This is a genomic window from Pseudomonas sp. 382 (assembly GCF_002759075.1).
GTDB classification, from domain to species: Bacteria; Pseudomonadota; Gammaproteobacteria; order Pseudomonadales; family Pseudomonadaceae; genus Aquipseudomonas; species Aquipseudomonas vlassakiae.
Genome location: NZ_PEMX01000030.1, coordinates 1 through 19,457 on the forward strand (window position 1 = coordinate 1; position 19,457 = coordinate 19,457).

General features: G+C 62.6%; 16 protein-coding genes and 1 pseudogene. 6 read left to right on the forward strand and 11 right to left on the reverse strand.

Translation table 11 applies throughout. The features are described from left to right. A pseudogene (locus CQW31_RS24320) lies at nt 1-634 on the forward strand (IS3 family transposase); the annotation flags it as partial. 168 nt (nt 635-802) lie between these two features. Here the strand turns inward: CQW31_RS24320 and waaA are convergent. Both waaA and CQW31_RS24330 read right to left on the reverse strand, forming a co-directional pair. Beyond that, the gene (gene waaA, locus CQW31_RS24325; protein ID WP_054887893.1) at nt 803-2,074 is read right to left on the reverse strand and encodes a lipid IV(A) 3-deoxy-D-manno-octulosonic acid transferase; all 1,272 of its coding nucleotides are present in this window, start codon (nt 2,072-2,074) and stop codon (nt 803-805) included. Nucleotides 2,075-2,085: 11 nt separating this feature from the next. Further along, nucleotides 2,086-2,976, reverse strand: a complete 891-nt coding sequence (locus CQW31_RS24330; RefSeq protein WP_054887894.1) for a LysR family transcriptional regulator — start codon at nt 2,974-2,976, stop codon at nt 2,086-2,088. A gap of 87 nt (nt 2,977-3,063) precedes the next feature. On the opposite strand from CQW31_RS24330, the gene CQW31_RS24335 reads away from it, so the two are divergent. Genes CQW31_RS24335 through CQW31_RS24350 form a run of 4 tightly spaced genes read left to right on the forward strand, consistent with a single transcriptional unit; the run spans nt 3,064 to nt 6,451 of the window. Further along, on the forward strand, nt 3,064-3,396 hold the full coding sequence (locus CQW31_RS24335) for a multidrug efflux SMR transporter (RefSeq protein WP_054887895.1): 333 nt from the start codon (nt 3,064-3,066) through the stop codon (nt 3,394-3,396). Between the two features lie 46 nt (nt 3,397-3,442). Next, nucleotides 3,443-4,618 carry an FAD-binding oxidoreductase gene (locus CQW31_RS24340; RefSeq protein ID WP_054887896.1) on the forward strand — a complete coding sequence of 392 codons (1,176 nt, stop codon included), beginning with the start codon at nt 3,443-3,445 and terminating at the stop codon, nt 4,616-4,618. Beyond that, the gene (locus CQW31_RS24345) at nt 4,615-5,427 is read left to right on the forward strand and encodes an aldo/keto reductase (protein WP_054887897.1); all 813 of its coding nucleotides are present in this window, start codon (nt 4,615-4,617) and stop codon (nt 5,425-5,427) included. The genes CQW31_RS24340 and CQW31_RS24345 overlap by 4 nt, the downstream gene beginning before the upstream one ends. A 55-nt stretch (nt 5,428-5,482) precedes the next feature. Further along, a complete protein-coding gene (locus tag CQW31_RS24350) occupies nt 5,483-6,451 on the forward strand; it encodes a hypothetical protein (RefSeq protein ID WP_054887898.1) in 969 nt (322 codons plus the stop codon). Nucleotides 6,452-6,485: 34 nt separating this feature from the next. On the opposite strand, the gene hldE is transcribed toward CQW31_RS24350, so the two are convergent. The 3 genes from hldE to CQW31_RS24365 form a co-directional block, all read right to left on the reverse strand. Further along, nucleotides 6,486-7,907: a bifunctional D-glycero-beta-D-manno-heptose-7-phosphate kinase/D-glycero-beta-D-manno-heptose 1-phosphate adenylyltransferase HldE gene (gene hldE / locus CQW31_RS24355; RefSeq protein WP_054887899.1), complete on the reverse strand. Its 1,422-nt coding sequence runs from the start codon at nt 7,905-7,907 to the stop codon at nt 6,486-6,488. Between the two features lie 129 nt (nt 7,908-8,036). Continuing rightward, nucleotides 8,037-9,845, reverse strand: coding sequence for a lipid A export permease/ATP-binding protein MsbA (gene msbA / locus CQW31_RS24360; protein ID WP_099815609.1), 1,809 nt, complete (start codon nt 9,843-9,845; stop codon nt 8,037-8,039). A 15-nt stretch (nt 9,846-9,860) separates the two neighbouring features. Further along, nucleotides 9,861-11,036 carry an O-antigen ligase gene (locus tag CQW31_RS24365; protein ID WP_099815582.1) on the reverse strand — a complete coding sequence of 392 codons (1,176 nt, stop codon included), beginning with the start codon at nt 11,034-11,036 and terminating at the stop codon, nt 9,861-9,863. 103 nt (nt 11,037-11,139) lie between these two features. Here CQW31_RS24365 and CQW31_RS24370 point away from each other — a divergent pair, with 103 nt between their 5' ends. Beyond that, on the forward strand, nt 11,140-11,745 hold the full coding sequence (locus tag CQW31_RS24370) for a toluene tolerance protein (RefSeq protein WP_099815583.1): 606 nt from the start codon (nt 11,140-11,142) through the stop codon (nt 11,743-11,745). A gap of 2 nt (nt 11,746-11,747) precedes the next feature. Here CQW31_RS24370 and CQW31_RS24375 read toward each other — a convergent pair whose 3' ends face one another. The 6 genes from CQW31_RS24375 to CQW31_RS24400 form a co-directional block, all read right to left on the reverse strand. Continuing rightward, nucleotides 11,748-12,839, reverse strand: coding sequence for a glycosyltransferase (locus CQW31_RS24375; RefSeq protein WP_054887903.1), 1,092 nt, complete (start codon nt 12,837-12,839; stop codon nt 11,748-11,750). A 263-nt stretch (nt 12,840-13,102) separates the two neighbouring features. After that, nucleotides 13,103-14,059, reverse strand: coding sequence for a glycosyltransferase (locus CQW31_RS24380; RefSeq protein WP_099815584.1), 957 nt, complete (start codon nt 14,057-14,059; stop codon nt 13,103-13,105). Between the two features lie 37 nt (nt 14,060-14,096). Then, nucleotides 14,097-15,500, reverse strand: a complete 1,404-nt coding sequence (locus CQW31_RS24385) for a PIG-L deacetylase family protein (protein WP_099815585.1) — start codon at nt 15,498-15,500, stop codon at nt 14,097-14,099. Beyond that, the gene (locus tag CQW31_RS24390) at nt 15,497-16,393 is read right to left on the reverse strand and encodes an antimicrobial resistance protein Mig-14 (RefSeq protein WP_099815586.1); all 897 of its coding nucleotides are present in this window, start codon (nt 16,391-16,393) and stop codon (nt 15,497-15,499) included. Before CQW31_RS24390 ends, CQW31_RS24385 begins: the two co-directional genes overlap by 4 nt. Next, nucleotides 16,393-17,523, reverse strand: coding sequence for a glycosyltransferase (locus CQW31_RS24395; RefSeq protein ID WP_099815587.1), 1,131 nt, complete (start codon nt 17,521-17,523; stop codon nt 16,393-16,395). The genes CQW31_RS24390 and CQW31_RS24395 overlap by 1 nt, the downstream gene beginning before the upstream one ends. Then, entirely contained in the window at nt 17,507-19,264 is a 1,758-nt protein-coding gene (locus CQW31_RS24400) for a carbamoyltransferase (protein WP_054887908.1), read from the reverse strand. Before CQW31_RS24400 ends, CQW31_RS24395 begins: the two co-directional genes overlap by 17 nt. Nucleotides 19,265-19,457 lie beyond the last annotated feature (193 nt).

The following is a 19,457-nucleotide window of genomic DNA, read 5'->3' on the forward strand; positions in this document are numbered from 1 at the left end:
AGGACAAGCTGGTGAACAAGAAGGTCGTTGAACGACTGATGGCTGAGCAAGGGTTGAAGTCAGTGGTACGGCCTAAGAAATACCGTTCCTATCGTGGTGTTGTCGGCAAGGTGGCGGCGAATTTGCTGGAGCGAAATTTTGTTGCCCAACGGCCTAATCAGAAGTGGGTGACCGACGTGACTGAATTCAAGGTGGCGCAACAGAAGCTCTATCTCTCGCCGGTGATGGATTTGTACAACGGTGAAATCGTGGCGTACGAAACGGCCAAACGTCCTTGCTACAGCCTGGTTGGGAACATGCTCGACAAGGCCCTCGACTGCTTGGGAGAGAAGCCGAAGCTTGTGCTGCATTCAGATCAGGGATGGCATTACCAGCAGGCTCAGTATCGTCACAAGCTCCGTGGGCGAGGCGTGAAACAGAGCATGTCGCGCAAGGGCAATTGCCTGGACAACGCGGCCATGGAAAGCTTCTTCGGTACGCTCAAATCTGAATTTTTCTACCTGAAGCGCTTTGAGAGTGTCGATGAGTTGAAAGCGGGCCTGGACGAGTACACCGCTACTACAACCATGACCGCATCAAACTGAAGCTCAATGGCCTGAGCCCTGTTGAGTACAGGGCTCAGGCTGCAGCATAGAACTGTCCAACTTTTAGGGGGCAGTCCACCCTGTGGGAGCGGCCTTGTGTCGCGAAAGGGCTGCAAAGCAGCCCCGGCAATTTGTGCTTTTACGCTGACATCCTGGGGCCGCTTTGCGGCCCTTTCGCGACACAAGGCCGCTCCCACAGGATCCGAGCAAGCTGGCTTTCAGCGGATGAGCTTGCCCAGCCCATCCAGCAAGCGCTGCAAGGCGCCCTGGTTGGCCCGCATCACCGCCCTGCCCGCCTCGCCCATGCGCTGCGCATCCTGGGGCAACTCGATCAAGCGACGCACCGCCTCGGCCAGCCCGTCGGCATCATCAACCTGCTGCAACGCCCCCGCCTCGCGCAACATCGCGCTGATTTCAAGGAAGTTGAACACATGTGGCCCCATGAGCACCGGCAATGCCAATGCCGCAGGCTCCAGCGGGTTATGGCCGCCCGTGGCCACCAGGCTGCCGCCGACAAAGGCGATGTCGGCCAGGGCATAGAGAAACAGCAACTCACCCATGGTGTCGCCCAGCAGCACCTGCGTTCGCGCATCCACCGGCGTGCCGGCAGCGCGGCGCACCGTGGCGAAGTGCTCGGCGCACAGGGCATGCACGGCATCGAACCGCTCAGGATGACGCGGCACCAGGATCAGCAGCGCATCACCATGCACCTGCAGCAGCTGCCGGTGCGCCTGCAGGATCAAGGCATCCTCACCCTCATGGGTGCTTGCAGCGATCCACACCGGGCGCTGGTCGGCGCCCCACTGTTCGCGAAGTGCCTTGGCACGGGGCTGCAAGTGCTCATCGAGCTTCAGGTCGAACTTGATCGAGCCGGTCACCTGCACGCAGTCGGGCCGCGCGCCCAGCTCACGGAAGCGTTGGGCCTCGGTTTCGGTCTGCACGGCGATCAGGCTCATTTCACCCAGCATTGGCCGGGTCAGCTTGGCAAAGCGCCCGTAGCCACGGGCCGAGCGCTCGGACAGCCGGGCATTGGCCAGGGCCACCGGAATGCCGCGCCTGGCGCATTGGTGGATATGGTTGGGCCACAGTTCGGTTTCCATGATGATGCCCAGCCGCGGGCGCACATGATCAAGAAATCGCCCGGCCGCCCATGGCAGGTCGTAAGGGAGGTAGCAATGCTGGATGCGCGGCTCGTCGGCGAACATCGCGCGAATGCGCTCGGAGCCGGTCGGGGTCATGCAGGTGAGCGTGATCGGCAGGTCCGGGTAGGCCTTGAGCAGCGCACGCACCATCGGTGCGGCGGCAATGCTTTCGCCGACCGACACCGCATGCACCCAGATCCCTCCCTGACGCATGGCCGGCAGGCTACAGGCAAAGCGCTCGCCGATGCGCTGCCCGTAGGCCGGGGCCTTGCGAGCACGCAGGTACAGGCGCAGCGCCACCAGCGGCAGGCCCAGATGAAACAGCAAGGTATAGAGTGTTCTGTTCATGGCCGCGGAGTTTACCCGATCGCACGCAAGTGCACTGCAAAGCGCTCGGCCAACCATTGCGCGGCCGGCCCCAGCGGTTCATCGCGGCGCCAGGCCAGCTCCGCTACCAGTGCAGGCGGGCGCCATTCGCTGTCGAGCTCGACCATGTGCGCCTGGTAGGTCGGGTATTGCACCACATGCCGCGGCAGCCACGCCCAGCCCAGGCCACGCATCAGCAGCTCAGCCATGGCGTAGAAGCTGTCGGCGCGCCAGACCTGCGGGCTGATTGCCTCGCCGCCAGGATAGCCACTCTGCTGTGGGGTGATCAGCAATTGCCGGTGGCGGGCCAGCTGCTGGCGAGTGACCCGCCCTTCATGTGCAAGCGGATGATCAACTGCACAGACCGTCACCATTTCCACACTGCCCAAAGCTCGGCGCTCCAAAGCTGCCGGGATGCTTTCATGGTGGAAGAACAACCCCAGGTCGGCGCGTCGCTCGGCCAGCTTTCGCGCTACATCCCCCTGGGCACCACTGGCCAGTTGCACCTCCAGATAAGGATAACGGCTAGCCAGTTCGTCAAGGCTGTCGATCACTGGCTGGTAAGGCATCGCTTCGTCCTGAGCCACCCGCAACAAGGCCTCCTGGCCGCGCATCAAGGCCAGGGCGCGACCATCCAGGCGTTCGCACTGGCGCAAGAGCTCACGGGCATCTTCGAGCAACGCCGTACCGTTTTCGGTCAGTCTGGGTTGGCGTCCGCTGCTGCGTTCGAACAGCGTGACACCGAGGTCGGTTTCAAGCAGGGCAATCGCATTGCTGATGGCCGACTGTGCCTTGCGCTGCTCACGGGCCACGGCGGAAAACGAGCGCAACTCTGCGACCCGCAGGAAAATGCGCAGTTGTTCAAGGTTCCATTGTTCGGCCATCAGCCTATCTCCAATTCGGATAGGTAATGACTTTACCGCATCCGGGCAATCGCTAGAATGCCGAGCCAGTTACCGGAGGAGCCCGTCATGAATGCCTATACCTATCTCGCCATCGCCATCTGCGCCGAAGTCATCGCCACTGCCTCCATGAAGGCGGTCAAGGGGCTGAGCACGCCGTTGCCGTTGCTGCTGATGGTGGTGGGCTACGGGATCGCGTTCTGGATGCTGACCCTGGTGGTGCGCAGCATCCCGGTAGGTATCGCCTACGCGATCTGGTCGGGCCTTGGCATCGTGCTGATCAGCGTTGCGGCGCTGGTGGTCTATGGGCAGAAGCTGGATGTACCGGCGATGCTGGGCATGGCCATGATCGTGGGCGGCGTGGTTGTGATTCAGCTGTTTTCCAAAACTGCCGGGCACTGAGGCAGCCTGTATACTTGCCAGCTGTCCCAGTCTTCGAGGTACCGCCATGCCATCCGCCATTTCCACTGACGTACTGATCGTCGGCGCCGGGGTCGCAGGCCTCTGGCTCAATGCCCGCCTGCGTCGCCTGGGTTACTCGACAGTGCTGGTGGAGCGCGCCAGCCTCGGTGGCGAGCAGACCATCAAGTCCCAGGGCATCATCCACGGTGGTACCAAGTACGCCCTGCATGGCGCCCTGACCGGTGCCTCGGAAGCCATCGCCGACATGCCGCGGCGCTGGCGCGAAGCGATCAACGGCAGCGGCGAACTGGACCTGACCGGCACCCGCCTGCTTTCCGACGCGCATTACCTGTGGTCGCCTGGCACCCTGGCCGGCAACCTGACCAGCTTCTTTGCCAGCAAGGCGGTGCGTGGCCGGGTCGATCAGGTAAAAGGCGAGCAATTGCCGCCGGCCCTGCAGGATCGTGGCTTCAAGGGCAAGGTCTACCGCCTGGCAGAGCTGGTGATCGACGTGCCGAGCCTGCTGGCAAACCTGGCCGAACTGGCCGGCGACAGCCTGCTCGCTGGCGAACGGATCGAACCGCTGCGCGAGGGCGAACAGCTAACTGGCCTGCGCATCGACGGCCGCGAAATCCGCGCCCAGCGCATCGTCCTCAGCGCCGGCGCCGGCACCGAACAGCTGCTGCATGCGCTGGGCCTGGAGCAACCCGCCATGCAGACCCGGCCGTTGCACATGGTCCTGGCCAAAGGGCCAAACCTCAAGCCGCTGTATGCACACTGCCTGGGCGGTGGGCCAAAACCGCGTGTAACCGTCACCACCCACCCGGCCGCCGACGGCCAGTGGGTCTGGTACCTCGGCGGCGATCTCGCCGAAGCCGACGGTGTGGCCCGCGAGCCTGCCGCGCAGATTGCCGCAGCGCAGAAGGAAATCGCCAGCCTGCTGCCATGGGTCGATCAGAGCCAGGTGCGCTGGGCGACCCTGCGCGTTGATCGCGCCGAGCCGGCGCAGTCCGGCCTGGTCCGCCCCGACAACGCCTTCCTTGCCGAACAGCAACGCCTGCTGGTGGGCTGGCCGACCAAACTGGCACTGGCACCAGACTTCAGTGACCGCGTACTGGCCAGCCTCGACCGCGATGGCGTGCGCCCGGCAGCGCAGGCCGACCTTTCCGGCCTGCCGCGCCCGGCGCTGGGCCTGCCAGCCTGGGAGCAACTGCTGCCATGACCTTGCCTACCTTGCATGGCTTGCACCGCCCACTGGGCAGCAGCGGCCTCACGGTTTCGCCATTGGGCCTGGGCACGGTCAAGCTGGGCCGAGACCAGGGCGTCAAATACCCCACTGGCTTCACCATCCCCGGCGATGACGAAGCGCGAATGCTGCTGGCCCAGGCTCGCGAGCTGGGTATCAACCTGATCGACACTGCGCCGGCCTATGGCCGCAGTGAAGAGCGCCTGGGGCCGTTGCTACGCGGCCAGCGCGATGAATGGGTGATTGTCAGCAAGGTGGGAGAGGAGTTCGAGGAGGGTCAGTCCAGCTTCGACTTCAGCGCCGCCCACACCCGCCGCTCGGTGGAGCGCAGCTTGCGCCGGCTGGAAACTGACCGCATCGAACTGGTGCTGGTGCACTCCGATGGCAATGATCTGGAAATCCTCGAGCAGCAAGAGGTCTACCAGACCCTGGCCGCGCTCAAGCAGGAAGGCAAGATTCTCGGCTATGGCCTCTCCGGCAAGACGGTCGCCGGTGGCTTGAAGGCACTGGAGCAAGGCGATTGCGCCATGGTCACCTACAACCTCAACGAGCAGGCAGAGCGCCCGGTGCTGGACTACGCTGCCGAACACGGCAAAGCCATTCTGGTAAAGAAGGCACTGGCCAGCGGGCACATCTGCCTTGCACCGGGGGTCGATCCGGTGCAAGCCAGCTTCGAGCTACTGTTCGCCCACCCGGGCGTGAGCAGTGCTATCGTCGGCACCATCAATCCGTTGCACCTGGCCCACAACGTGGCCACCGTCGCCCGCATCCTGGGCCAGCATTGAGTTTTCACTCTGCCAAGCTGGGCCTGGAGAATGACCCGACGCAAGGAGGAGCCTCGTGGCGCGTACGCTGATCCGCAAGAACCCGAGCAACTTCAAGACACTGCCACTGCATGTCGAAGCCACCCCCGAAGGCCTGGTCTACCAGAGCATCGGTATGCCGCTGAACTTCGCCCAGACCCAGCAACGGCGGCGCGCCATCCAGCTTGCCGACAAGCAGCGCTTCGTCGTCGAACTGGCCAACCTGGGCGTTTCGGTACGCCTGACCCTGCACTGGCAGAACCGTGACTACTGGGTACTGGTGAGGCAGCGCCGCCAGGACCGCGGGGATGTGGTCCTTAAACTGATTTCCGGCTATGTCCCCGCTCAGGAACTCAACCTGCCGCTGCACACCGCAGTTCAGGAGGTCGCTGAAGAATGCCTGCTGGAAACCCCGGAAGGCTGGCTGAGCGGGCGTTTCAACGACACCTGGCTGCCCGCCCCCTACGCCGCCGCACTGCATTACCGTGAAGCCTTGCCGTTCGTACTGATGCCGGAATCAGGGGCTGCCCGCCCGGTGCACTGCGGCAACCTGATGTTGCTGGAACGGCCGCGGGCCTATGTGCACCTGCCAACGGCCTCCCTGCAGCTGATCTACGATATGCGCCTGCAGGTGCCAAGGGAGGCCAAGACACTCAGCCTGTTCCATGTCGATGAGCGCCTGGAAGGCGACCAACTGGTGGCACGGCTCAACCGCAAGCGACCGGATCTGTACCTGATGCCGGTACAGGATGGTCAACCGTTGGCAGAGCTTTACACACTTAAGAAGGATGAGCTTGTGCCGGCGAGTACCCGCGGGCTGTACCTGGCCGAGAGCTTTGCCCGGCAGGACGGCTGGGTGGTGGCCGACGAGCGGATTCGCTGGAGGGACTGGGTGAAGCAGCAGGGGCTGGTCGAGCGCAAGGTGGCGCCGGCTTCGCCTCTGCAGCGCTTTGGCGACAAGGCACGAGCACTGCTGGAGCGGGCCCGCACTTCACTTCACAAGTAACATCTGGGGCCGCTTTGCAGCCCCAGATGGTCAATCAGTTCTTGCGGATCTTCTCGACGATGGCCGTGGTCGAGCTGTTTTCGACCAGCCCCAGCACCTTCACGGTGCCGCCATAACCTTTGACGATATCGGCACCCACCACCTGGTCGATGCCGTAGTCACCGCCCTTGACCAGCACATCCGGCTTGACCTGACTCAGCAGGTTTTCCGGCGTGCCTTCAGGGAAGCTGATCACCCAGTCCACCGCCCCCAGGCCGGCCAGCACGGCCATGCGCCGGTCGACGCTGTTGATCGGACGGCCCGGCCCCTTCAGGCGGCTGACCGACGCATCGTCGTTGACGGCGACGATCAGGCGATCACCCTGTGCACGCGCCTGCTCCAGGTAGGTGACATGCCCGGCGTGCAGAATGTCGAAGCAGCCGTTGGTGAAGACGATCTTCTCTTTGTGCGCCCGCGCATCGTCGATGGCCAGCAGCAGTTGCTCCAGGCCCAACACGCCTCGCTCGGAGCCCTCCTCACGCTGGATCGCCCGGCGCAGTTCCGGGGCACTGATTGCGGCGGTACCCAGCTTGCCGACCACGATGCCAGCAGCCAGGTTGGCCAGGGCCACCGCGTGGGGCAGGTCTTCACCCGCGGCAATGGCAGCCGCCAGGGTCGAGATGACGGTATCGCCGGCACCGGTCACATCGAACACTTCACGAGCGCGGGCAGGCAGGTGCAGCGCTGGCTGGCCGCTGCGCAGCAGGGTCATGCCATGCTCGCCACGGGTCACCAATAGCGCACCAAGGTCCAGGTCCTGAAGCAACTGCAGGCCTTTGGCGACCAGTTCGGCCTCATCGGCGCAGCGGCCGACAATGGTCTCGAATTCGCTGAGGTTCGGAGTGATCAGGCTGGCGCCTCGGTAGATGGAAAAATCCTTGCCCTTGGGGTCGGCCAGCACGGGAATGCCCTTGGCTCGAGCGGCCTGGATCAGGCTCTGGTGGTTCTTCAGCGCACCCTTGCCGTAGTCGGACAGGACCAGGACCTTGACGCCTTCGAGCAACGTGTCGACTTCCGCGCCAAGCGACAGTGGGTCGGTGGCGAACGGCTCTTCGAAATCGATGCGTAGCAGTTGCTGGTGACGGCTCATGACCCGCAGCTTGACGATGGTCGGCTGATGCGCGATGCGCTGGAACACCGAACGCACGCCAGCGGCCTGCAGGCTGTTGGCCAGGCTGTCGGCGGCCTCATCCTGGCCGGTGACACCGATCAGTGAGGCAGGTGCGCCGAGGGCGGCGATGTTCAAGGCAACGTTGGCCGCGCCGCCGGGGCGATCCTCGATCTGATCGACCTTGACCACCGGCACTGGCGCTTCAGGCGAGATACGCGAAGTACCGCCATGCCAGTAGCGGTCGAGCATGACATCGCCGACCACCAGTACCGGGGCTTGATCGAAACGCGGCATGGACAACTTCATGGGCAACCCATATGGAAATAATGAACAGGGGCAGGATATTAGCACAGGGTAGTCGACGGCTTTACGGCCAGATGCACCCTGGAAAATTCCCGTGACAATCGGGGCCGATACGGCCCCGATCAAGGCGGGTCAGGTGATATCGGCCTTGGCCGGCTCATCCAGGCCCATGGCATGCAGGCGGGCATAATGGCCATTGGCCGCGAGCAATTCGGAATGGGTACCGCGCTCGACTAGGCGCCCCTGGTCCATCACCAGGATCTGATCGGCCTTCTCGATGGTCGATAGGCGGTGGGCGATCACCAGCGTGGTCCTGCCTTCCATGACGTGGTCCAGGGCGGCCTGGATATGCCGCTCGGACTCGGTATCCAGCGCCGACGTGGCTTCGTCGAGGATCAGCAGCGGGGCGTTCTTCAACAGAGCCCGGGCAATCGCCAGGCGCTGACGCTGGCCACCGGAGAGCAGCACGCCGTTTTCACCGACTTCGGTATCGAAGCCTTTTGGCAGTCGGTCGACGAATTCCTTGGCATAGGCATCTGCGGCAGCCGCTTCGATATCGGCACGCGGGGCGCCAGCCAGGTCGCCATAGGCGATGTTGTTGGCCACGGTGTCGTTGAACAGGGTGACGTGCTGGGTCACCTGGGACACATGGCGACGCAGGTTGCGCAGGCGATAGTTCTCGATCTCCACGCCATCGAGCAAGATCTGCCCTTGGTCATGATGATAGAAACGCGGTATCAGCGCCGCCAGCGTCGACTTGCCGCTACCCGAACGCCCGACCAGCGCGATCATCTGCCCAGGCTCGGCGACGAAGCTGATGTCGCTCAACACCTCGCGCTCGGTGCCAGGATAGGTGAAGCTCAGGTTACGCACTTCAAGCCGGCCGTCCACACGCTCCTTCTCGATGGTGCCAGTGTCGATCTCCGGCTGCTCGTCCAGCTGCTCGAAGATGCTCTCTGCTCCAGCCAGGCCCTTCTGGATGGTCGAGCTGACTTCCGACAGCTGGCGAATGGGCTTGGGCAACAGTCCCGCCGCCGTGATGTAGGCCACCAGGTCACCGGCGGTGGACTCACCGCGCAGGAACAGCACCAGAAACATCAATGCTGCCATGGCGCTGTAGATCACCAACTGCAGCAGCGGCGTGTACAACGAGCCGGTCTTGGTCATGTGCAGCTGCTTGTCGGTGTTGCTCTGGCTGGCATTGCCGAAGCGCTGCCGCTCGTAGGCTTCACCGCCGAAGCTGCGCACCACGCGGTAACCCTGGATGGTTTCGGACGCGACATGCGTCACGTCGCCCATGGCAGTCTGGATCTTCTTGCTCTGCTTGCGGAATTTCTTGCTGGCGACGCTGACCATCACCGCGATCACCGGCAGGATGGCGACCATCACCAGGGTCAGGTGCCAGTTCATCCACAGCAGGTAGCCAAACAGGAATACCACCGTCAGGCCTTCACGAATGACCACCTTGATCGCATCGGTAGCAGCACCGGTGACCATGGTCACGTTGAAGGTGATCCGCGAAATCAGGTGGCCCGAGTTGTGGTTGTCGAAGTAGCGATTGGGCAGCACCAGCAGCTTGTTGAACAGTTCTACGCGCAGGTCGTGCACCAGGCACAGGGAAACCTTGGCCAGAAAGTAATTACCCAGGAACGAACCCAGGCCTTGCCACGCAGCGATCAGGATGATCAGCAGCGGAACCGCCTGCAGCAGCTGCAGGTCGCGCAGGTAGGGGACATTGGGGAACAGTACCGCTTCCGGATTGCTCAGCCCGTCGACGAAATACTTGAGAATCCCGGCCAGCATGGGCTGGGTCGAAGCAAAGATCACAAAACCGACAATGCTCAGCAGGAAAATGCCGACATAGGGTTTCACGTAGCTCAGCAGCCGGAAGTAGATCTTCAGACTGGAGCTGTGCTCCGCCGGTAGCGGTGTTTCGGCCATCATCGAGCTCGCTGTTCAGGTTGAACCGGAAATTTTACCACAGGCGTCATTTTCGGCACGTACCCATGGCAGTAGCATGACCAGGCCAACTGGCAGCCAGCTGACGAACCATTCCGCACGGGGCGTCGTGGTGAGGCTGGCGGCGTCGAACTGCATGGCCATGGTCGAGTAGATCCAGAGGCTGAGCAGAATCTTGCCAAAGATCGTGCCGCGCGCTCGAACGATCTCGCCGAGGGTGAACAGCCACACGGCAATCCACAGCAGCATCCCGGGCAACCCGAGCTCAACCGCAACATGGGTGAACATGTTATGGGTGTGATCGAACTGCAAACCCGCGGCTTCTACCTTGTAATAAGCACCCAGCCCCAACCCACCCCATGGGTGCTCACTGATCATGTGCAACGCAGAGCGGAAAATTTCGGGACGGAAGGACGAGCCACGCAAGGCGATGAGGTCGTAGACGACGTAGAAAGCCAGTCCGGTGCTGACCACCGCGAGCAGTGCCATGAGCTGGCTGTGCCTGTCACGGAACCACAGGGGTGCCAGGATCACAGGGATGATCAGTGCCAGTACCGCGCCACGGCTCTGGCTCAAGGCGACAAATGCGGCCAGGCAGGCCAGCGCCAATATCCATCCCAGGCGCAAGGCAGGCTGTCGTGGGAAATCGTACAGCAGCAGCAAAGCCGCGATGCCGACAACATAGGCGCCAAGGATCGGGTGCGAAATCTCGCCGATACCTTCCAGGCGAGCAACCAGCGGCATGGCCTGGACACCATAGAACCTAACAATCGAGATCAGCGCGGCAATCGCCAGCAATGCAGCCCCTATCCGTAACAACTGGCGAATACGGTCCGTCCCCAACTGCCCTATGATCGGGAACGCCAGCAAGAACACCAGAATGTAAAGCAGCCGCTTGCCTTCGCGCCAGAATTGTTCATTATTTGACCAGGCCATGCTCAGCGCGCCCCAGATCAACAACAGCGCCAACGCCCCCCACAGCGCGGGCTGATGCCGCCAGGCATCAACCAGAATACGTCTCGCCGACCATGCCACTACCAACGTGGGCAGCCACATGAACAAGATCATGCCTTGCTGATACAGCTTGTTGCTGGGAGCCAAGGCAATGGCCGCCAGGAACCAGATCAACCCGAATGCCAACCAGGCCCTGGCCCAGCTCTTCTGATACAACATCCATACTCCCCGGTAACGCAAATGACACCAGACATGGTGCAACAGCTTTATTTTCGGCATTATTGCCAGTCATTTTCGCTTGCCAGACGACAAGGCCTTATACATGCAGTGCTCCCGCCTCTCCCAGGTCGACTTCGATCAGCTGACACTTGGAGCCCAGGTGCTAGAGGCAGATAGCCATGGCGCCAAAGTTTACCTGCTCAGGGATGGAAACTTCCTTAAGGTTTTTCGTAGGAAGCGTCTAATTTCATCTGCGTTGCTTCGACCGTACTCGCAGCGCTTTGTCGACAATGCCGCTCGCCTGCGACAACTCGGGATCCCCACGCTCGAAGTGATCAGCCAGCACAAGCTCGATGTCCCAGGCAGAACAGCAGTGCTGTATCGCCCTCTGCCAGGGCGCACATTGCTGCAACTATCGCGTGACGCCGAGTTCAGCTGGGCCACCTACCTGCCCCGGCTGATCGAACTGATCCGCCAACTGCACCGCAATGGCGTGTACTTCCGCTCGCTGCACCTGGGTAATGTAGTCGTAACGCCTGATCAACATCTCGGCCTGATCGATGTGGCAGACATGCGCTTCCTGCGCCCGCCACTCTCTGCACGAATGATCAGGCGCAATGTGCAACACATGGTGCGTTACATCGAGAGGGAAAACCTGGGTGACCAATTCCCGCTCGCCGACTTCGAGGCGGCTCTGCTAGCGCGCTGACTTCAACCACGCAGCAGCTTCTGCGCCCCGTCACAGAACGCCTGCCATGCCGCCTCGGGCGCCAGTGCCTCGCGCTGACGAGCGGCCATGGCCTGAGCGCTGGGGGCATCGCAGCGTTCGATTGCCTGGGACCAAGCTTCAACGTCGCCAACCGGCAGATACAAGCCCGCTTCGCGCAACTGCTCACGAAACACTGGCAGGTCGCTGCAAATCACCGGTAGATCCGCCATTACGGCTTCTTGCACCACAAGGCCCAAGCCCTCGGCACGCGACGGCACCAACAGCCAGTCAAACGCCCGGTAGAGTTGCTGCAAATCATCATGGTGGCCGCACAACATCACCCGCCCGGTCAGCCCCAGCGCATCAATTTGCGCCGCCAGACTGGCGCGCAGAGGACCATCACCGACAATCGCCAAGCGCATGTCTGGGCGGTTGGCGGCCCCCTTGGCGAATGCCTCGATGAGCATCGCGAAGCCTTTACTTTCGACCAGCCGTCCCACGGCTCCGAGCACCTGACCGGTGGCTTTGGGTAATGCCAGCGCCTGGCGAGCCTGTTCACGACTGAGTAGCGGCCTGGCGAAGGCTTGCGGGTCGAATGCCATGCGTAGCGCCTGCACAGGACGACCAATGTCCTGCTCAAGCGAGCGCGCCAAAGTCTGCGAGACTGCTGCGATGCTAAGACGCTCTGGCGGCAACTGGTTCAACAAACGCACATCGCTGGCAGTCAGCCGGGTACTGCCATGGAACAGCACTTTGACCCGTATTCCAGGGACCTGCTGCAACACCGGTAGCACCAAGCGTGCGACCCCTACGCCATCGAGCAGGATGACGTCAGCACGGGCTTGTTGCAGCGCCCTGCGCAGACGCAGGCGCTGCCAGGGCAGCAATAGACGCCAAAGGCTTTTTCCCTTCAGCACACGTTGCGGTATGTGCCACACGCGGGTGGGGCCGCGGCCGTGACACAGCTCGCCTCCGAGTAACAACCAGTTACTGATGGAAGCATCGGCCCCTGCGTGCGACAGCACCTGCTGGTGGACCTTGTGGATGGACATGTACGGCGAACCGCCTGCCCACATCATATTGACGATATTCATGGGGATAGCGCCCCTCTCCCGTCCAGGCCAGGTGGGACTGCAACCTCAATTACAGGAATCGGATTTCCCATGCAGACAAGGGCACCCATGACCAGCGTCAATGCCGGTCCTACCCGACATGACGTCGGATAAGCGCCCTTTACCAGCATAGGCTGGAAATGCTGGACAGCAGTGCTGCCCCTTGGATGACCCTGGCAACACAGGTTAGTGCCCGGAATCAACATGAAACCTATAGCCAACGCTGTCATCGCAGAGGCAGATGGTCAGAAGCCGAGTTTCAGGCGCAAGCGCTGCCATGCAGTCAGCGGCGGCTGAGGCCTGAGCGCCGGGCGCATATGCTCGACGATACTGCGCCCCACTGCCGCGAAACTGAAACGCGACACTGCCAACTCGCGACCATTTTCGGCAATCTGCTGTGCCAGCGCAGGGTTTTCGCGCAATGTGCGCAACTTTGCCTGCAAGGTCGGTATGTTGTCGTAGAACACGACATTGACCATGTCCTGCAACCCTAACGCGCGATTCTCTGCTTCGCCCTGGTCGTAGGCCAGCAGCACACAGCCGCAAGCCATGGCTTCGAAGTTCTTGATCATGTACTCGCCCATGCCCACGTCGGCGCTGACGAAGTACTGGATACGGTTGAGCGTGTTGCAGTAATCCTCGCCCGACTTGGTACGGGTCACTACCAGGTTTTCTACCTGCCCCAGCTCATCCAGCAGCGCCTTGCGCCCGCTGTAAGCGACACTGTTGGTGCTGCCGACGAATGCCAGTTCGATATCGCGCTCACGGCCCTGGTCGGCCAGCAGTTGTTCATCGTAGCCCTTGGGCACGAACACCGCGTCGAAGCCCTCCTGACGCAGACGCTCGCTGACCGTGTAGCCCGAGCTGATCACGCGCGCCCACGGCATCTTGCGGTAATGCGCGCTGAACTTGCCGGTGTACTTGCAAGGGATGTAGTTCTGGTAGGCGTCGTGTTCGAGAATGACCAGGTTTGGCACCGTGCGGATGAAGGCCGCCTGGCGGATCTCTTGCTTGAAGCGCAGGAAGAAGACGATACGGTCATAGCGCTCGGCCTGCACCTCACGCTTGAAGTAACGGCGCAGGTTGCGCTGGTCTTCGCTGGTCAGCCAGCGCAGATCGCATTCACAGTTGGCCGCGACGCCATCGTACAGGCGATCGAGGATCGCGCGCTGTTCCTTCTGTACCAGAAATAGGACTTTCATTGCTTTCCTTGGGCGCTCTGCGCCTTCGCGGTCAGGTTTACAGCTCACGCCGCCAGAACAATTCATGCCGGCGCACGGCCTTGCGGAAGAACTCGTTCTCCCCGTAAGGCGACGGCCGGCGCCCGGCCAGCCAGCGCTGCAGCAAGCGGCGCAAACGACGCTTGAACGGTGCAGGCGGCTGCAGGTCGTGCATCATGCCCAAGGCCATGGCCTTGTCGCGCTGGGTAGCGATATCCAGCAGCAAGGCACATGGCGCCCAGGCCTGCTCGGCACTCAGTTGCGGCGGCAAGGCCACGCCATCGCCACTGTCGCCCATTGGCCAGCGGTCGTTGTCATGCAGATGGTTGGCGTAACACAGCAGCGTCTGCGGCTGCCAGTCGAGGCCCTGCAGGGCCTCCATGACGGCCGCCTGGGCGCAGATATGGTCGGGGTGGGGGTCAAGTTGCGGATGGGGCATGACCAGTACTTCAGGCCTGGCCATCTCCAGCAGGGCCCGCAGGTCGGCCAGCAGGTTCTGCCAGGTTGGCGCACCATCGCGGTCGGCCGGTAGCGGGAACGGGTTGAACTGGCGGAACGGGCGGATATCGGCCATGTCCGCTTCACGGGACGCAGCAGGCTGATCAGGCGCAGCTTGCATGGCGGGCAGCTGCAGGCAGAAATACCCCAACTGCACGCAACGGGACTCGGGTACACCGGCCCAGCGCGGTACGGCGATGCTGTCCCAGGCGCGCAGGCGCCCCTTCAAGCGCGCAGCCTCCGACTTGCCCAGGCCCATCTGCTGATAGTGCTCGGCTTCGATTTCACCTGCAGTCAGGGTCACCACCCAGGTTTCGTCCGCCTGGCTGTACAAGCCATAAGCCGCCAGCTCGGCATCATCGGCATGCGGCGCGATGACCATCACGCGGCGGCGCTGCAACTCGACGCCGGGGGTTATCCACAGGCGTGGTTCCCCCTGCAACTGGCAAAAGCGCCCACGCAGACGCAGCGTGCCCGCCTGCAGCGGGGCCGCCAGCCCGGTGAGGTTGAGGAAACGCAACCCATCGACACCACGCTCGAAGGTTTGCCGATCCATGCATTCGCTGCCGTACAACTCGACCCGTGGATCGAGGAAGCGCCCCAGCCAACCACTCTTCACCCGCACTTCAAGCATCAGGGTTTCGTCACCCTGCAACGTCGCGTCCACCTTGAGCAGCCCGTCGCGCAGCACGACCGGCGCTTCCTGGCTGAGCTCGCCGAAGCGGTAGGCGTAATCTTCGCCAGGCGCATAGAACAGGTGGTCGGCGAACCAGGCTTCGTGCGCGACCCAGAGCAAAGGCAGCAGCAACAGCGGCAGCCACCACCACGTGACGATACCCAGCGCCAGCAGCACAACCAGACTGGCCAGCAAACCCAGGCGTTTGTTGCGCCGATGGCGCTTGAGCAACTGCTGCTTGCGGCTCACGACTGGAATACCGGCACAGGGTTGCACCACCGATCCTTGTACTCCCGGTCGGCTCGGCCGAACGAGAAGCGCAGGGGCTTGTTGCGCGCATTGGCATCTTCCCAGGCCGCCTGGGTGTTGAGGAAGCTCAGCACGCTACCGGGGCTGAAAGCCTTGGTTTCGGGATCGACACCACCGTTGATGTATTCGACGCTGATCCACTCAGGCGCTTCAACGCGATACACCAGCTGGATGGCAATGGGTTTGTCGTCGAGCATCAGCACCGAGCCGATCAGCAGCTCGCGCAGGCGCTCCAGCACTTCGGCCATGCGCTCGGCACCGGTGGCCGGGAAGCCCCAGCGGCGCAGGAACAGCTCGCAGTACATGGCTGCGATCTGCTGCGCGCTGAAGTCGCTGATCGGTCGCACCACCCCGCCCGCTTCTTCCAGCAGGCGCAATTCGCGGCGCTGGTTGTAGCGGAACTTCTTCGACAGGTCTTCATGGGGGCGGGCCATGGCCAGCTGCTCTTTCTGCACCTTGAGGCCGCTGAAACGGCCCTGGTTCAGTTCGGACAGGTAGCGTGCGCCATGGCGCAACGGCGCGCCGGCATCAGCCGCCGCCGGCAGGATGATCTCGGCATTGCCAAGATCGAACAGGGCCTTCTTGCCGGCACGCTTGAGCACGTCCTTGGACAACGCCAGGTGCCGCCCCCAGGTCGGGATGGCAGCTTTCAATTCATCTGCCTGGTACCAGCCAAGGTAACGCACCGGGATCTGAGCCAGATCCGCCAACTGCTCGACCACCAATGGGTGCGTCGCGACGCTGCCACCGAATCGCGCCCACGCCTCGGCGTAGGCAGGTGCATCGATGGCCTGCCAACCGCGCTCGCGGAAGGCCCGGATATGATTGAGCATCACGCCTTCCCCGCCAGCGCACGAACCTGTGGCAACTGCCAGAACGCCTCGCGCACGGCCTGATCGGAAAACCGCTCATCCAGCCGCCGCATCATGTGCGCAGCGCAGGTTTCACGCTGCTGTTCATCCAGCGCGGCCATGTGCTTGAGGCCCTGCGCCAGTTGCCCGGCGTCGGCCAGTGGGAACAGTACACCAACACCTTCCACGACTTCGCGCGCACCGCCGCAGGCCGTTGCCAATACTGGTACGCCAGCGACCATGGCTTCGAGCAGGACCATGCCGAACGGCTCATGGTCGGAGCTCAGCGCAAACACGTCGAAGGCCTGGAAATAGCGACGGGCATCCGGCACCTGACCAAGGAAGTCAACCTGCGCGGCAATCCCCAGTTCGGCAGCCTGTGCCTTGAGCTTGGCCTCCAGGCGGCCCTTGCCAAGAATAGCCAGGCGAGCACCGGCCGGCAGGCCCGGCAGCGCCTCGGCAAAGCCACGCAGCAAAGTCGCCTGATCCTTGTCCGGGTGCAGACGACCGACATTGCCGACCACCCATGCCTGGGCATGCAGGCCCAATGCCTGGCGCGCCTCGGCACGACATACCAGGGCGGCCTGCAGGGCGTCGATATCGATACGGTTGTATAAGGTCTGGATACGTTCGGCCGGCCACTGCGGCAAGCAACGGCGCATGTCGTCACGCACCGCATCCGACACGCCCAGCAAGCTCAGGCGCTTGCTGAACAGGTTGGCGAACAGACGCCGGCCCTTGCGCTCATAATCGCCGAACGCGTGGTGCACACCGATCACCGGCAAGCCGGTCGCCAGCAGCGCGACATAGATCGGCTTGAAACGGTGAGCGATGCAGAAGCTGAAATTGCGTTCGGCCGCGATACGCCGCAGGGCGCGTATTGCACTGAGCTTCAGGCCACGCACGGCCTTGGAGCTGAATTCGAGAAACAGCACCTCGTCCGACGCGCAGCCAGCCGCAACCTGCGGGTCGGCGGCGCCGGTGAGGAACACGGTGGTGACCTTGTAGCCGCTGCCCTGGAACAGGCTGGCGTACTGACGGGCACAATCGAGGAACGGCCCGTCATAGCCATGGCAGAACTGCAGGACCCGCGCTTCAGAGCGGCTGGTCATAGGCGGCAGCGCCGTCCTTCACGACCAGGATGTCTTCCATGATCAGGTACTGCAGGTCCGAACCGAAGAACATGTTCAGCGCGTCGGTCGGCGAGCAGATCATCGGCTCGCCACGGCGGTTCAGCGAGGTGTTCAGCGACACACCGTTGCCGGTCAGGTCTTCCAGCGCCTTCATCATGTCGTAGTAGCGCGGATTGTATTCACGCTTGAGCACCTGGGCACGCGAGGTGCCGTCCTCGTGGACCACTTCCGGCACACGGGTCTTCCACTCTTCAGCCACTTCGAAGGTGAAGGTCATGAACGGCGCCGGGTGGTCGACCTTGATCATTTGCGGGGCGACGGTGTCGAGCATCGACGGGCAGAAAGGTCTCCAGCGTTCGCGGAACTTGATCTGCTCGTTGATGCGGTCGGCCACGCCCGGCACGCTCGGGCAACCGATGATCGAACGACCACCCAGGGCACGCGGGCCGAACTCCATGCGGCCCTGGAACCAGGCCACCGGATTGCCCTCGACCATGATCTTGGCGATACGCTGCGGCATGTCGTCGAGTTTGCGCCATTTCGGCGCGTTCGGGTGACGGGCGCAGGCGGCGATCACGTCTTCGTTGGAGTAGGAAGGGCCGAGGTAGACGTGCTCCATCTTCTCGACCGGCACGCCACGGGCGTGAGAAACGTAGGCAGCAGCACCGACAGCAGTACCCGCGTCACCGGAAGCCGGCTGGACGAACAGTTCCTTGACGTCGGAACGGGCAATGATCTTCTGGTTGAGCTTGACGTTCAGCGCGCAGCCGCCGGCGAAGGCCAGCTTGCCGGTTTCACGCAGGGTGTCGCCCAGGTAGTGGTCGATCATCTGCAGGGCGATCTTTTCGAACAACGCCTGCATGCTGGCCGCGTAGTGGATGTACGGTTCGTCGGCGATATCGCCTTCACGCTTGGGCCCCAGCCATTCGATCAGCTTCGGCGAGAAGTAGAAGCCCTTGCCCTTCTCTTTATAGCGGCGCAGGCCGATGACGTTGGCGTACTCGGTATTGATCACCAGTTCGCCGTTCTCGAAGCTGGCCAGGCGGGAGAAATCGTACTTGCTGGCGTCGCCGTACGGCGCCATGCCCATGACCTTGAATTCACCGTCGAGCATTTCGAAACCGAGGAATTCGGTGATCGCGCCATACAGGCCACCCAGCGAGTCCGGATCGAAGAACTCCTTGATCTTGTGGATCTTGCCGTTTTCGCCGTAGCCGAAGAAGGTGGTGGCGTACTCACCCTTGCCGTCGATGCCGAGGATCGCGGTCTTTTCCTTGAAGCCCGAGCAATGGTAGGCACTGGAGGCGTGAGCCAGGTGGTGCTCGACCGGTTCGATCTTGACCTTTTTCGGGTCGAAGCCAAGCTGCTCCAGGCACCAGACGATCTTCTTGCGGTAGCGCTTGTAGCGGCGGTTGCCCATCAGGATGGCGTCGAGGGCACGGTCCGGGGCGTACCAGTAGCGCTTGGCGTAGTGCCAGCGGGCCTTGCCGAACAGGCTGATCGGGGCGAACGGAATGGCCACCACGTCAACGTCGGACGGCTTGATGCCGGCTTGTTCCAGGCAGAATTTCGCCGACTCGTAGGGCATGCGGTTCTTCGCATGCTTGTCACGCACGAAGCGCTCTTCTTCGGCGGCGGCAACCAGCTTGCCGTCAATGTACAGGGCCGCGGAAGGGTCATGGCTAAGGGCGCCGGACAGGCCAAGAATCGTCAATGCCAAGGGATTAGCCTCTTCATTCGGTAGAGATGCGCCAGCGGCCTCATGGGCGGCTGGCGGCTAAAGGGCGAGATTATAACGCAAACAATGAGGGAGACACTGCATTAACCTGTGGCAGCGGGCTTGCCAACGAAGCAGGCGCCGCGGTGCATGGCACCGGCCTTGCCGGTGTTCGCGGCGGTTCGACGCCTCGACG

Excerpts from the sequence above, each read along its gene's own strand:
- waaA (WP_054887893.1), bottom strand. The coding sequence starts at position 2,074 with ATGAACAGAACACTCTATACCTTGCTGTTTCATCTGGGCCTGCCGCTG.
- CQW31_RS24330 (WP_054887894.1), bottom strand. The coding sequence starts at position 2,976 with ATGGCCGAACAATGGAACCTTGAACAACTGCGCATTTTCCTGCGGGTC.
- CQW31_RS24335 (WP_054887895.1), top strand. The coding sequence starts at position 3,064 with ATGAATGCCTATACCTATCTCGCCATCGCCATCTGCGCCGAAGTCATC.
- CQW31_RS24340 (WP_054887896.1), top strand. The coding sequence starts at position 3,443 with ATGCCATCCGCCATTTCCACTGACGTACTGATCGTCGGCGCCGGGGTC.
- CQW31_RS24345 (WP_054887897.1), top strand. The coding sequence starts at position 4,615 with ATGACCTTGCCTACCTTGCATGGCTTGCACCGCCCACTGGGCAGCAGC.
- hldE (WP_054887899.1), bottom strand. The coding sequence starts at position 7,907 with ATGAAGTTGTCCATGCCGCGTTTCGATCAAGCCCCGGTACTGGTGGTC.
- msbA (WP_099815609.1), bottom strand. The coding sequence starts at position 9,845 with ATGGCCGAAACACCGCTACCGGCGGAGCACAGCTCCAGTCTGAAGATC.
- CQW31_RS24365 (WP_099815582.1), bottom strand. The coding sequence starts at position 11,036 with ATGTTGTATCAGAAGAGCTGGGCCAGGGCCTGGTTGGCATTCGGGTTG.
- CQW31_RS24370 (WP_099815583.1), top strand. The coding sequence starts at position 11,140 with ATGCAGTGCTCCCGCCTCTCCCAGGTCGACTTCGATCAGCTGACACTT.
- CQW31_RS24375 (WP_054887903.1), bottom strand. The coding sequence starts at position 12,839 with ATGAATATCGTCAATATGATGTGGGCAGGCGGTTCGCCGTACATGTCC.
- CQW31_RS24380 (WP_099815584.1), bottom strand. The coding sequence starts at position 14,059 with ATGAAAGTCCTATTTCTGGTACAGAAGGAACAGCGCGCGATCCTCGAT.
- CQW31_RS24390 (WP_099815586.1), bottom strand. The coding sequence starts at position 16,393 with ATGCTCAATCATATCCGGGCCTTCCGCGAGCGCGGTTGGCAGGCCATC.
- CQW31_RS24395 (WP_099815587.1), bottom strand. The coding sequence starts at position 17,523 with ATGACCAGCCGCTCTGAAGCGCGGGTCCTGCAGTTCTGCCATGGCTAT.